This is a genomic window from Stenotrophomonas sp. YIM B13575 (assembly GCF_042787595.1).
GTDB classification, from domain to species: Bacteria; Pseudomonadota; Gammaproteobacteria; order Xanthomonadales; family Xanthomonadaceae; genus Stenotrophomonas; species Stenotrophomonas lactitubi_B.
On sequence record NZ_JBHZOP010000011.1, the window covers coordinates 15,933 to 28,692 of the forward strand.

Annotated in this window: 12 protein-coding genes; all 12 read left to right on the forward strand. The window is 66.6% G+C overall.

Going from position 1 to position 12,760, the window contains the following annotated elements; genetic code table 11:
* Positions 1-31: 31 nt before the first annotated feature.
* Complete coding sequence (gene pyrH, locus ACFX4F_RS02150) at positions 32-760, forward strand: UMP kinase (protein ID WP_025877663.1); 729 nt, start codon at positions 32-34, stop codon at positions 758-760.
* A gap of 97 nt (positions 761-857) precedes the next feature.
* Positions 858-1,412, forward strand: a complete 555-nt coding sequence (frr, locus tag ACFX4F_RS02155) for a ribosome recycling factor (RefSeq protein WP_099821430.1) — start codon at positions 858-860, stop codon at positions 1,410-1,412.
* Between the two features lie 5 nt (positions 1,413-1,417).
* The gene (gene uppS / locus ACFX4F_RS02160; RefSeq protein WP_089239843.1) at positions 1,418-2,185 is read left to right on the forward strand and encodes a polyprenyl diphosphate synthase; all 768 of its coding nucleotides are present in this window, start codon (positions 1,418-1,420) and stop codon (positions 2,183-2,185) included.
* Positions 2,182-3,018, forward strand: a complete 837-nt coding sequence (locus tag ACFX4F_RS02165) for a phosphatidate cytidylyltransferase (protein ID WP_380651764.1) — start codon at positions 2,182-2,184, stop codon at positions 3,016-3,018. The genes uppS and ACFX4F_RS02165 overlap by 4 nt, the downstream gene beginning before the upstream one ends.
* A gap of 2 nt (positions 3,019-3,020) precedes the next feature.
* Complete coding sequence (locus ACFX4F_RS02170; RefSeq protein WP_380651767.1) at positions 3,021-4,211, forward strand: 1-deoxy-D-xylulose-5-phosphate reductoisomerase; 1,191 nt, start codon at positions 3,021-3,023, stop codon at positions 4,209-4,211.
* A gap of 55 nt (positions 4,212-4,266) precedes the next feature.
* A complete protein-coding gene (gene rseP / locus ACFX4F_RS02175; RefSeq protein ID WP_099821433.1) occupies positions 4,267-5,625 on the forward strand; it encodes an RIP metalloprotease RseP in 1,359 nt (452 codons plus the stop codon).
* A gap of 74 nt (positions 5,626-5,699) precedes the next feature.
* Positions 5,700-8,063: an outer membrane protein assembly factor BamA gene (gene bamA, locus ACFX4F_RS02180; protein WP_099821434.1), complete on the forward strand. Its 2,364-nt coding sequence runs from the start codon at positions 5,700-5,702 to the stop codon at positions 8,061-8,063.
* 434 nt (positions 8,064-8,497) lie between these two features.
* Positions 8,498-9,520, forward strand: a complete 1,023-nt coding sequence (lpxD, locus tag ACFX4F_RS02185; protein ID WP_099821435.1) for a UDP-3-O-(3-hydroxymyristoyl)glucosamine N-acyltransferase — start codon at positions 8,498-8,500, stop codon at positions 9,518-9,520.
* Positions 9,517-9,972: a 3-hydroxyacyl-ACP dehydratase FabZ gene (gene fabZ, locus ACFX4F_RS02190; RefSeq protein ID WP_089239833.1), complete on the forward strand. Its 456-nt coding sequence runs from the start codon at positions 9,517-9,519 to the stop codon at positions 9,970-9,972. Before lpxD ends, fabZ begins: the two co-directional genes overlap by 4 nt.
* Before the next feature lie 19 nt (positions 9,973-9,991).
* The gene (gene lpxA, locus ACFX4F_RS02195) at positions 9,992-10,783 is read left to right on the forward strand and encodes an acyl-ACP--UDP-N-acetylglucosamine O-acyltransferase (protein ID WP_099821436.1); all 792 of its coding nucleotides are present in this window, start codon (positions 9,992-9,994) and stop codon (positions 10,781-10,783) included.
* Positions 10,784-10,836: 53 nt separating this feature from the next.
* Positions 10,837-12,039, forward strand: coding sequence for a lipid-A-disaccharide synthase (gene lpxB, locus ACFX4F_RS02200; protein WP_380651777.1), 1,203 nt, complete (start codon positions 10,837-10,839; stop codon positions 12,037-12,039).
* Positions 12,036-12,695 (forward strand): ribonuclease HII, encoded by a 660-nt coding sequence (locus ACFX4F_RS02205; RefSeq protein ID WP_089239827.1) that lies wholly within the window; start codon positions 12,036-12,038, stop codon positions 12,693-12,695. Before lpxB ends, ACFX4F_RS02205 begins: the two co-directional genes overlap by 4 nt.
* The last annotated feature ends 65 nt before the right edge of the window (positions 12,696-12,760 follow it).

Consider the following 12,760-nt stretch of genomic DNA (forward strand, 5'->3'; position numbering starts at 1 on the left):
CGCCCGCGATTTCCACGCACCCGAGGTCCCTATGTCCAAGCTCGCCTATCGCCGCATCCTGTTGAAACTTTCCGGGGAGGCGCTGATGGGAGATGAGGACTACGGCATCGACCCCAAGATCATCAATCGCCTGGCCCGTGAAGTCGTCGAGGCCCAGCAGGCCGGCGCCGAAGTCGCCCTGGTCATCGGCGGTGGCAACATCTTCCGCGGTGCAGGCCTGGCCGCTGGCGGCATGGACCGCGTCACCGGCGACCAGATGGGCATGCTGGCCACGGTCATCAATGCACTGGCCATGCAGGATGCGCTGGAAAAAGTGGGCGCCAAGGCCCGCGTAATGAGCGCGATCAAGATCAACGACGTGTGCGAGGACTACATCCGCCGCCGCGCCATCCGCCATCTGGAAAAGGGCCGCCTGGTGATCTTCGCCGCGGGCGTCGGCAGCCCGTTCTTCACCACTGACTCGGGCGCTGCCCTGCGCGCGATCGAGATCGGCGCCGACCTGCTGCTGAAGGCCACCAAGGTCGACGGCGTGTACGACAAGGATCCGAACAAGTACAGCGACGCCGTCCGCTTCGACAGCCTGAGCTACGACGAAGTGATCCGCCGTGGGCTGGAAGTGATGGATACCGCCGCCTTCGCCCTGGCCCGCGACAGCGACCTGCCGATGCGCGTGTTCGACATGGGCCAGCCGGGCGAACTGCTGAAGATCCTGCACGGCGAGAACATCGGCACCCTCGTCCAGGGCCGCGACCCGGCCTGAGGCTGAGCGCAAGGCGACCTCCGGGCCGATTCAGGCCCGGCGGCGTCCCGTATTCGCCTATAATCGCCCGATTCCAGTTACATCCAGGACCCTGGCGATGCTCAACGACATCAAGAACAACGCGCAGACGCGCATGGCCAAGAGCATCGACGCTCTTAAGCACACCCTCACCTCGATCCGCACCGGCCGCGCAACGCCGGCCCTGCTGGACCGCGTCACGGTCAATGCTTACGGCAACGCCAGCACGCCGCTGAATCAGGTTGCGTCCATTTCCAACCCCGACGCCCACTCCCTGCTGGTCACGCCCTTCGACAAGAGCATGATCAAGGAGATCGAGAAGGGCCTGTACAACATCGAGCTGACCCCGAACACCATCGGCACCTCGATCCGCGTCAACCTGCCGCCGCCGACCGAAGAGCGCCGCAAGGAACTGGCCAAGCAGGTACAGAAGGAAGGCGAAGGCGCCAAGATCGCCGTGCGCAACATCCGTCAGGATGCGAACAAGGAAGTCGCCAAGCTGCTGAAGGACAAGGTCATCAGCGAAGACGAGAAGAAGCGCGGCGAGGACGATATCCAGAAGTTGACCGATGCCAACATCAAGGATATCGACAAGGTCGTCGCCGACAAGGAAAAGGAACTGATGTCGGTCTGAAGTCGATGCCTTCAGTCCCGCCTCCCCTGCCGGCCGCCCTGCCGCGCCACGTCGCCATCATCATGGATGGCAACGGGCGTTGGGCACAGCAGCGCCGTCGCCCCCGCGTGATCGGCCATCGTGCCGGCGCGCGCGCGGTCAATCGCACCATCGAGCGCTGCCTGGAACTGGGCATCCCGGCGCTGACCCTGTTCGCGTTTTCCAGCGAGAACTGGGGCCGGCCGCAGGAAGAAGTCGATGCGTTGATGAAGCTGTTCCTCGGCGCGCTCGACCGCGAAGTGGACGAGCTGCATCGGCGCGGCGTGCGCGTGCGCTTCATCGGCGAACGCGAGCGCTTCGGTGCTGCCCTGGTCAGCCGCATGCAGCTGGCCGAACAGCGCACCGCCGACAACCGCGCCCTGACCCTGTCGATCGCCGCCAGCTATGGTGGCCGTCAGGACATCGCCCGTGCCGCACGCGCACTGGCCGTTGAAGTGGCCGCCGGCCGCCTGCTTCCCGAGCAGATCGACGAATCCCTGCTGGGGCGACAGGTGGCTCTGGCCGACCTGCCGCCACCGGACCTGTTCATCCGCACCGGCGGCGATACCCGCATCAGCAATTTCCTGCTGTGGCAGCTGGCGTATACCGAGCTGTGGTTCACCGAAGCGCTGTGGCCGGATTTCGACGCCGCGCAGCTGCAGTTGGCGCTGGATGCCTACGCCAGCCGCGAGCGCCGCTTCGGCCTGACCAGCGCCCAGATCGCCGCCCTGGCCACCGAGACGTCCAGCCCATGACCAAGACCCGAGTCCTCGCCGCGCTGATCATGGCGCCGGTCGCCATTGCTTCGATCCTGCTGCTGCCCACGCAGTGGCTGGCCGCCGCCGCCGCTGCCGTGCTGCTGATCGGCCTGTGGGAATGGCTGAAACTGGCCGATGTCGAAGACACCCTCGCCCGCACCGTGCTGCTGGTCCTCAACCTGGTGCTGATGGTGCTGCTGGTGTGGGCCGATGCCGGCACCCTGGTGCTGTTCCAGATCGCGACCCTGGTGGGCGTGGCCTGGTGGCTGGGCGCGCTGGTGTGGCTGCGCTTCTTCAACTTCGGCGCGCAACCCGGCAGTCCGGCGCGCATCCTCAAGCTGCTGGCCGGCACCCTGGCGATCGTGCCGGCGTGGGCGGCGCTGGTACTGATCCATGCCGGCGGCGACCCGCCGGGCCATCAGGGCCACCTGTGGCTGCTGGCCGCGCTGGCGCTGGTCTGGGCCGCTGATTCGGGCGCTTACTTCGCTGGCCGTCACTTCGGCAAGCACAAGCTGGCACCGCGGATCAGCCCGAACAAGACCTGGGAAGGCCTCGTCGGCGGGCTGATCGCCGGCGTTGCTGTGGCCGTCGGCCTGGGCTGGGTGGCCGGCATCGATGCCGCGCACCTGCCCGGCCTGCTGGTCACCTCAGTGGTGGCCGTGTTCGCCTCGGTACTGGGCGACCTGTTTGAAAGCCTGATCAAGCGCCATGCCGGCGCCAAGGATTCAGGCCACCTGATCCCCGGCCACGGCGGCGTGCTCGACCGCGTCGACGGCGTGCTGGCGGCCATCCCGGTGTTCGCACTGGGCAAGGAAATCTTCGGGTTCTGACCATGGATGCTGCTGCAGACCTGCGCCGGGTCGCCGTGTTCGGCGCCACCGGTTCGATTGGTGCCTCCACGCTTGACGTGATCGCCCGCCATCCGCTGCGTTACCAGGCCACCGTGCTCGCCGCCGGCCGCCAGGTACAGGCGCTGCTGGCCCTGTGCCGGCAGCATCGGCCCGCGCATGCGGTGATCGCCGATGAAACCCTGTATGCCGAACTGCGGGACGGCCTGCGCGATGCCGGCCTGGCCACCCAGGCCCACGCCGGCCATGCCGCGCTGGACCAGCTGGCCGCCAGCGACGCCTGCGACACCGTGGTTGCCGCGATCGTCGGCGCCGCCGGCCTGTCCTCGACCCTGGCCGCCGCCGCGGCCGGCAAACGCATCCTGCTGGCCAACAAGGAATCACTGGTACTGGCCGGCGAACTGCTGACCCGTACCGCCGAGCGTGCCGGCGCCGAGATCATCCCGATCGACAGCGAGCACAGTGCGATCTTCCAGTGCCTGCGTTCACGTGATGCCAGCCTCGACGGTGCCGGCGTGCGCCGCATCCTGCTGACCGCCTCGGGTGGACCGTTCCGCGGGCGCAGCCGCGCCGAACTGCAGCAGGTCACCCCGGCCCAGGCCGTGGCGCACCCGAAGTGGTCGATGGGGCCTAAGATCTCGGTCGATTCGGCGACGTTGATGAACAAAGGCCTGGAAGTGATCGAGGCCCACCATCTGTTCGGCATCCCCGGCGAGCGCATCGAGGTGCTGGTGCACCCGCAGAGCCTGGTGCATTCGCTGGTGGAGTTCGTTGACGGCTCCACGCTGGCGCAGATGGGCCTGCCGGACATGCGCACCACCCTGGCGGTGGGCCTGGGCTGGCCGCAACGGATCGAATCGGGCGTGTCGGGGCTGGATCTGCTGAGCCAGGGCCGGCTGGATTTCGAGGCCCCCGACACCGACGCGTTCCCCTGCCTGGCCCTTGCATGGCAGGCGATGCGCGCCGGCGGTACCGCGCCGGCCGTGCTGAACGCCGCCAACGAAGAGGCTGTTTCAGCGTTTCTTCAGGGCCGCATAGGCTTCCTGACCATTCCGACGCTGGTTGCTAACGCTCTTTCAACACTGCCGACCGAACCAGCCGATACACTTGAGGTCCTGTTGTCCGCCGACGAGCGGGCCCGCCAGCTGACCCTGAACGCCATCGCCGCCACCTGAACAGCGCACCCATCCCGTATGACGCCGCCGCCCGTGTCCGCCAATGTGAACCTGCATGACTGACTTCATCGGATCGGTCTGGTGGATGATCGTCAGCCTTGGGCTGCTGGTCACCTTCCACGAATTCGGGCATTACTGGGTCGGCCGCCTGTGCGGGGTCAAGGTGCTGCGCTTCTCGGTCGGCTTCGGCCGCCCGCTGTGGTCGCGCCGCGACCGCCACGGCACCGAGTTCGCCATCGCCGCCATCCCGCTGGGCGGCTACGTGAAATTCCTCGACGAACGCGAAGTCGAGGTGCATCCGCACGAGCGCGGCCAGGCCTTCAACCACAAGACCGTGTGGCAGCGCATCGCCATCGTGGCGGCGGGCCCGATCGCCAACCTGCTGCTGTGCATCCTGCTGCTGTGGGCGATGTTCGTGATCGGCAAGCAGGACTATTCCGCCACCGTCGGCCGCGCTACCGGCATGGCCGCCACGGCCGGGCTCGGCAGTGGCGATCGCCTGCTGAGCGTGGACGGCCGCGATGTGATCACCCTGGGTGAGGCCAGCATGGCCCTGACCGCGGCGGCGATGGACCGCCGCGACGTGACGCTGGAGGTTCTCGACCCCGCAGACCAGCTGCGCTCGCGCACCCTGCCGCTGTCGCAGCTGCCGGCTGGTTTCGATGAACGCCGGGTCCCCATCCTGGCCGGCGTGTACTGGCGTGCATGGCTGCAGCCGCCGCTGGTGGACAGCATCGTGAAGGGTTCGGCTGCGGAGGGTCACCTGCAACCCGGCGATCTGATCGTGGCGATCGACGGCCAGCGCATCGACAGCGTCGAGCAGGCCATCAGCGAAGTGGGCAGCCTCGGCCGCCGCGGTGGCCCGGCGATGATCGAGGTCCTGCGTGGTGGCGAGCGCCTGGCGCTGGAGATCACCCCGCGCCAGGGCAAGGACGGCAAGGGCCAGCCCACCTGGCAGATCGGCGCGGGCTTTGCCCAGAGCTACAGCCCCGCCTATGACACCCTGCTCAAGTTCGGCCCGCTGCAGTCGGTGACGGTGGCGGTGCGTGAAACCGGCAGGATGGCCGCCGATTCGCTGGCCATGATGGGCCGGATCGTCACCGGCAAAGCCTCGCTGCAGAACGTTTCCGGCCCGGTCACCATTGCCCGGGTCGCCAATATTTCGGCCAAGCGTGGCGTGGATTGGTTCATCCAGTTCCTCGCCCTGCTGTCGCTGAGCCTGTGCATCATCAACCTGCTGCCGATCCCCATCTTGGACGGCGGCCACCTGCTGTATTACCTTATCGAGTTGGTCAAGGGCAGCCCGCTGAGCGAGCGTGCCGTCGCCGCCGGCCAATACATCGGCCTGGCGTTGCTGGCCGGGCTGATGGGATTGGCGTTCTACAACGACATCCTCGGCCTGGTCCCGCGATGAACTTTTCCATGTTTTTGCCGTCTACAGCGTCGGCATCCCTTACCAATGAAATCGACCTTCCTACCGGACGTGACATGACGCGACTCCCCAATCGCCGCCTGCTGGCCCTCGCCCTCGCCGCCGTCACCGGCGCTCCCGCCCTGGCCCAGGCAGCCGAGCCCTTCACTGTCAGCGACATCCGCGTCGACGGCCTGCAGCGCATCAGCTCCGGTACGGTGTTCACCTACCTGCCGGTCGAGCGTGGCGAAACCGTCACCGACAGCAAGGTCGGCGAGACCATCCGCGCCCTGTACAAGACCGGCTTCTTCGAAGACGTGCAGCTGGATCGCCAGGGCAGCATCCTGGTGGTGACCGTCAAGGAACGTCCGGCGATCAACAAGCTGACCGTCACCGGCAACAAGGACATCAAGTCCGACCAGCTGCTCAAGGGCCTGTCCGACATCGGCCTGACCGAAGGCGGCACCTTCGATCGCCTGAGCCTGGACCGCGTGACCCAGGAACTTCGCCGCCAGTACAACGACCGTGGCAAATACACCGTCGACATCACCCCGACGGTGAGTCCGCTGGACCGCAACCGTGTCGACATCGCCATCGCGATCAAGGAAGGCAAGGCGGCCAAGATCCGCCACGTCAACATCGTCGGCACCGAGAAGTACGACAGCAAGGACATCCTGGAATACTGGGAGTCCAAGGAGCACAACTGGGCGTCGTGGTACCGCCGTGACGACCAGTACTCCAAGGAGAAGCTGTCCGGCGACCTGGAAAAGCTCAACTCCTGGTACCTGGACCGCGGCTATGTCGACTTCAGCATCGACTCGACGCAGGTGTCGATCAGCCCCGACAAGCGCGACATGTTCATCACCGCCGGCGTGACCGAAGGTGACCAGTACAAGATCTCCGAGATCAAGGTCAGCGGCGATACGATCCTGCCGCAGGAAGACGTCGAGCGCATGGTCGTGCAGAAGTCCGGCGACACGTTCTCGCGTGCGCTGCTGGAATTCAGCTCCGACTCGATCACCAACTCGCTGTCCAACATCGGTTACGCCTTCGCCAAGGTGAACCCGATTCCGACCACCAACCGCGCCGAGCAGACCGTGGCGGTCAACATGCAGGTCGTGCCCGGCCCGCGCGTGACCGTCCGCCGCATCATCTTCAAGGGCAATACCCGCACCTCCGACGAGGTGATGCGTCGCGAAATGCGCCAGTTCGAGAACAGCTGGTACTCGCAGGCCGCGATCGACCGTTCCAAGATCCGCCTGCAGCGCCTGGGCTACTTCGAAGCGGTGGAAGTGGAAACCCCGCCCGTCAGCGGCAGCAACGACCAGGTCGACGTCGTCTACAACGTCAAGGAAACCACCTCGGGCAGCTTCGTGTTCGGCCTGGGCTATTCGCAGTCCTACGGCATGACCACCTCGGTGCAGCTGTCGCAGAACAACTTCCTCGGCGGCGGCAACCGCGTGTCGGTCGAAGCCTCGCGCAGCAGCTACCTGCAGCGCTACGGCTTCAGCTACACCAACCCGTACTTCACCGATGACGGCGTCTCGCTGGGCTACAACCTGTCCTGGCGCGAACTGGACTACTCCGACTTCAACACCGCGCAGTACAACAGCACCAATGGTTCGGCGCAGGTGGTGTTCGGCGTGCCGATCACCGAGACCGACACCGTCTCGCTGATGTTCGGCATCGACAGCAACCAGATCACCACCTACCCGGGCTCGACCCCGCAGTCGATCATCGACTACATCAATGTGCTGGGCAGCAAGACCTTCCACGCGTGGCGCACGGAGCTGGGTTGGGCGCGCGACTCGCGCAACGACTACTTCATGCCGACCCGTGGTACCTACCAGCGTGTGGGCCTGGAAACCACCCTGCCCGGCTCGACCGTCGAGTACTACAAGCTGAATTACCAGATCAGCAAGTACTGGCCGATCATCCCCTCGCTGGTGATCAACACCCGCGCGGAAGTCGGCTACGGCGACAGCTACGGCAATGACAAGACCGCGATGGTGCCGGACAAGGACGGCAACCTGCGCTCGGTGACCGCCTCCGGCCTGCCGTTCTACGAGAACTTCTACGCCGGTGGTACCAACTCGGTGCGTGGTTTCGAGGACAACACCCTCGGCCCGCGTGAAGTCACCAGCGGTTACCCGAACGGACAGCCGCTGGGTGGTTCGCTGAAGACCGTCGGTTCGGTCGAAGCCTACTTCCCGCGCCTGTTCGACAGCCCCTCGGCCCGTGTGTCGGCCTTCGTCGACTTCGGCAACGTCTACAACGGCACCGACAACTTCAAGGCCAACGAGCTGCGCGTGTCCACCGGTGTGGCCCTGCTGTGGCGCGCCCCGGTCGGCCCGATCTCGATCAGCTATGCGTTCCCGCTGAAGAAGAAGGACGGCGACGAAATCGAACGCCTGCAATTCACGTTCGGTGGCCAGTTCTGAGGAACGACGTTCCTCAGAACTGATCCACCTCCGGTGAATTGCCCGCGCATTTCACCTATCCCCCGCGCCGCTGGCGCGCCCCCCTTAACAGAAGGGGGGCTCTCCACCAGACGGGTTACGAAGCGCCGGGCATTGCCCGGCGTTTTCGTTTGGAAGGGCTGGCGGAAGCGAGCGCTCCGCTTTTGATCTTTCCTGTTTTTCCGTGGCTGGCACTCGCGCCACGCCGTCGGAGGGCGGATGGGTGGGGCCTGCGAGGGTGTGAGCCGCATGGATGCGGCGACCAAGGCTACATGGACGTACTTGCGCCGTCCCTCGCGGGCCCCACCCGTCCGACCCAGCCCACGGGCCTGACTCTGCCAGCCACGAGGGGCCCCGCCGTTGGCCGCAGAACCGCCCCGCATGACCGCAATGGCGTCACACGTTAAACTCCCGCCGTGAATACTCCTACCTACACCGCCCAGCAACTCGCCGATCAGTTCGGCCTGCAGGTCCATGGCGACCCGAGCACCGCCATCCATGGCGTGGCCACCCTCGCCCATGCCGGTGCCGGCCAGCTGACCTTCCTCGCCAACCCGCGCTACCGCGCCCAGCTGGCCGACAGCCAGGCCGGCATCGTCGTGCTGCGCGCCGAGGATGCCGACGCGGCTCCCGGCACCGCGCTGGTTGCCAAGGACCCTTACACCACCTTTGCCAAGATCGGCGCGCTGTTCGACATCGCCCCGACCCGCCCGCCCGGCATCCACCCCAGCGCAGTGATCGATCCGCAGGCGCAGGTCGCCGCCAGCGCCCACATCGGCCCGTTCGTCACCATCGGCGCACGCAGCGTCATCGGCGACAACTGCATCATCGGCGCCGGCAGCATCATCGGCGAAGACTGCACCCTCGACAGCGGCTGCGAGCTGATCGCCCGCGTCACCCTGGTCACCCGCGTCAAGCTGGGCAAGCGCGTGCGCATCCATCCCGGCGCCGTGCTGGGCGCCGATGGCTTCGGCCTGGCCATGGACGCTGGCAAATGGATCAAGGTGCCGCAGCTTGGCGGCGTGCGCATCGGCGACGACTGCGAGATCGGCGCCAACACCTGTGTCGACCGTGGCGCGCTGGAAGACACCGTGCTGGCCGAGGACGTTCGCCTGGACAACCTGGTGCAGATCGCGCACAACGTGCAGATCGGCGCCCACTCGGCCATCGCGGGCTGCACCGGCATTGCCGGCAGCGCCAAGATCGGCCGTTACTGCCTGCTCGGCGGCGCCGTTGGCGTCGTCGGTCATCTCGAAATCTGCGACAAGGTCGTGATCACCGGCAAATCGGTGGTCCGCAACTCCATCACCGAGCCGGGCGAGTATTCCTCCGGCACGCCCCTGACCGACAACCGCACGTGGCGCAAAAACGCCGCGCGCTTCAAGCAGCTTGATGCACTGGCCCGTCGCATCCTGTCTGTGAGCAAGGAGAAAGAATGAGCCAGCCCCAGACCCTGCCGGACATGGCGCAGATCCAGACGCTGCTTCCGCACCGCTACCCGTTCCTGCTGGTGGACAAGGTGGTGTCGATCGACTACGAGAAGCGCACGATCGTCGCGACCAAGAACGTCAGCATCAACGAGCCGTTCTTCCAGGGCCACTTCCCGGGCCAGCCGATCATGCCCGGCGTGCTGATCATCGAAGCCATGGCCCAGGCCGGTGGCGTGCTGACCCAGCTCACCCTGGGCCGCGATGCGCAGTCCAAGCTGTTCTACATGGTCAAGGTCGACAAGGCCCGCTTCACCAAGCAGGTGGTGCCGGGTGACGTGCTGGAGATGCACGTGGAGATCAAGCGCGTGATCCGCAACATGGCCGTGTACGACTGCGTGGCCAAGGTCGACGGCGAAGTCGTCGCCTGCGCCGAGGTGCTGTGCGCCGGCACCCGCGAATGACCCTGGCTGGAGGCCCGAGATGAGCGACAACGCCCCCCTGATCCATCCCACTGCCGTGATCGATCCGTCGGCGCGCCTGGCCGACGATGTCCGCGTGGGCGCGTTCACGATCATCGGCCCGGACGTCGAGATCGGCGCCGGCACCCAGGTCGGTCCGCACTGCAGCATCCATGGTCCGACCCGGATCGGCCGCGACAATCGCTTCATCGGCCACGTCGCGGTCGGCGGCGAACCGCAGGACAAGAAGTATGCCGGTGAACGCACCGAACTGGTGATCGGCGACCGCAACGTGTTCCGCGAGTTCGTCACCCTCAACCGTGGCACTGGTGGCGGCGGCGGCATCACCACCATCGGCGATGACAACTGGATGCTGGCCTACACGCACGTGGCCCACGATTGCCACGTCGGCAACTTCTGCGTGTTCTCCAACAACACCACGCTGGCCGGACACGTGACCGTGGGTGACTACGTGATCATCAGCGGCTTCGCCGGCGCCCATCAGTTCTGCCGCATCGGTGCGCATGCCTTCCTCGGCATGGGCGCGCTGACCAATGGCGACGTGCCCCCGTTCACCATGGTCGGCACCGACTCGCTGGGCCGCCCGCGCGGCATCAACAGCGAGGGCCTGAAGCGACGCGGTTTCGACCCCGAGCGCATCACCGCCATCAAGCGTGCCTACCGCACGCTGTACGTGGCGGGCCTGCCGCTGGCCGAAGCCAAGGCGCAGCTGGCCGAGCAGGCGCAGGACAGCGACGACGTCAAGTCGATGCTGGACTTCATCGAACACACCGAGAGGCACCTGCTGCGATGAGCAGCGCGACCGGCCAGGCGCCGGCCGGCGCCGAGGTGATTTCGCTGGCCTCGATGGCCGGCAGCGTGCCTGCACACCGGGTGCTGAGTGATCGCCCGTTGCGGATCGCGCTGGTCGCCGGTGAAGCCTCCGGCGACCTGCTCGGTGCGGGCCTGATACGCGAACTGAAGGCCCGCTTCCCGCATGCCGAATTCGCCGGCATCGGCGGCGATGCGATGCGCAGCGCCGGCTGCCAGACCTGGCACGATGCCAGCGAACTGGCGGTGATGGGCCTGACCGAAGTCCTGCGCCATCTGCCACGCCTGCTCAAGCTGCGTTCGGCGTTCCGCCAGCGTGCGCTGGAGTGGCAACCGGACGTGTTCGTCGGCATCGACGCGCCCGATTTCAATCTGGGCATCGAACGCTGGCTGAAACAGCGTGGCGTGCGCACCGTGCACTACGTCAGCCCTTCGGTATGGGCATGGCGCGAGAAGCGCGCCGAGAAGATCGGCAGCAGCGCCGACCTGGTGCTGTGCCTGTTTCCGATGGAACCGCCGATCTACGCCAAGCACGGCATCGACGCGCGCTTCGTCGGCCATCCGATGGCCGATGACATCCCGCTGCACGTCGACCGTGAAGGGGCCCGGATCGAACTTGGCCTGCCCGCCTCGGCCAAGGTGCTGGCCGTACTTCCCGGCAGCCGCCTGGGCGAGATCTCCAAGCTCGGCGAAGCCTTTTTCGAGGCTGCCTGGCAGGTGTCCGAGCGCATTCCCGGCCTGCACGTGGTGGTCCCGGCGGCCAACGCAGCCTGCCGTCGCCTGATCGAAGAGCAGCTGTCACGCTCGGCACTGCCGGTGGCCTACTCGCATGTACTGGACGGCCAGGCGCGCAACGCGATGATCGCCGCCGACGTGGTGGTGCTGGCCTCCGGCACCGCCACCCTGGAAGCGATGCTGGTGAAGCGGCCGATGGTCGTCGGCTACCGGGTCAACGAACTGACCTACCGCCTGGTGAAGGCGCTGGGGTTGATCAAGGTCGACCGCTTCGCCCTGCCCAACATCCTTGCCGGTCAGGACCTGGCGCCAGAACTGATGCAGCACGACTGCACGCCGGAGAAACTGGCCGCCGCTGTCCAGCAGTGGTTCGACCACCCGCAGCGGATCGCCGACCTGCAGGGCACCTACACACGCCTGCATGAACGCCTGCGCCGCAACGCATCGGCGCGTGCAGCCGATGCTGTCGGCGAACTACTGGTCCGCGGCCAGGAAAAAGCATGAGCCGTCGCCATGCCGCGGCCGCCAGCCTGGCCCTGTTTGACGGTGCTGCGGTGATCGACCCCGGCCACCGCATCGCCGGTGTCGACGAAGCCGGTCGGGGACCACTGGCTGGCCCAGTGGCGGTGGCAGCGGTGGTGTTCGATCCGCAGCGGCCACGACTGAACGGCCTGGATGATTCCAAGCAGCTGACCGCGGCCCGCCGCGAGCAGCTGCATGACCGCATCCTCGACCGCGCTCTGGCCTGGCACGTGGTGCTGGTGGACGTGGAAGCCATTGATCGCCTGAACATCTATCAAGCCACGCTGCAGGGCATGCGCGATGTCGTCGCGGCGGTGGCCCACGTGGCCGGCTTCGCCCGCATTGATGGCAACGTGGTGCCCAAGGGGTTGGTGCTGCCGGCGCAGGCGCTGGTCGGCGGCGATGGCATCGACCGGGCGATCATGGCGGCCTCGATCTTGGCCAAGGTCTCGCGCGACCGCTACATGCTGGACCTGCACGCACGCCACCCGCAGTACGGCTTCGACCAGCACAAGGGCTACGGCACCCCGGCGCATCTGGCCGCCCTGCGTGAACACGGCCCGTGCGCGGAGCACCGGCGCAGTTTCGCCCCGGTGCGCGAGTGCTTGGAAGCGCCGGCTGTCGCGGCCATCGCCTGAGCCTGCTGGAGTTGTAGAGCCGAGCCCATGCTCGGCTGTCCACAGCAGCCGAGCATGGGCTCGGC

Coding starts and splice junctions, on each gene's coding strand:
- pyrH (WP_025877663.1), top strand. CDS start 32: ATGTCCAAGCTCGCCTATCGCCGCATCCTGTTGAAACTTTCCGGGGAG.
- frr (WP_099821430.1), top strand. CDS start 858: ATGCTCAACGACATCAAGAACAACGCGCAGACGCGCATGGCCAAGAGC.
- uppS (WP_089239843.1), top strand. CDS start 1,418: ATGCCTTCAGTCCCGCCTCCCCTGCCGGCCGCCCTGCCGCGCCACGTC.
- ACFX4F_RS02165 (WP_380651764.1), top strand. CDS start 2,182: ATGACCAAGACCCGAGTCCTCGCCGCGCTGATCATGGCGCCGGTCGCC.
- ACFX4F_RS02170 (WP_380651767.1), top strand. CDS start 3,021: ATGGATGCTGCTGCAGACCTGCGCCGGGTCGCCGTGTTCGGCGCCACC.
- rseP (WP_099821433.1), top strand. CDS start 4,267: ATGACTGACTTCATCGGATCGGTCTGGTGGATGATCGTCAGCCTTGGG.
- bamA (WP_099821434.1), top strand. CDS start 5,700: ATGACGCGACTCCCCAATCGCCGCCTGCTGGCCCTCGCCCTCGCCGCC.
- fabZ (WP_089239833.1), top strand. CDS start 9,517: ATGAGCCAGCCCCAGACCCTGCCGGACATGGCGCAGATCCAGACGCTG.
- lpxA (WP_099821436.1), top strand. CDS start 9,992: ATGAGCGACAACGCCCCCCTGATCCATCCCACTGCCGTGATCGATCCG.
- lpxB (WP_380651777.1), top strand. CDS start 10,837: ATGGCCGGCAGCGTGCCTGCACACCGGGTGCTGAGTGATCGCCCGTTG.
- ACFX4F_RS02205 (WP_089239827.1), top strand. CDS start 12,036: ATGAGCCGTCGCCATGCCGCGGCCGCCAGCCTGGCCCTGTTTGACGGT.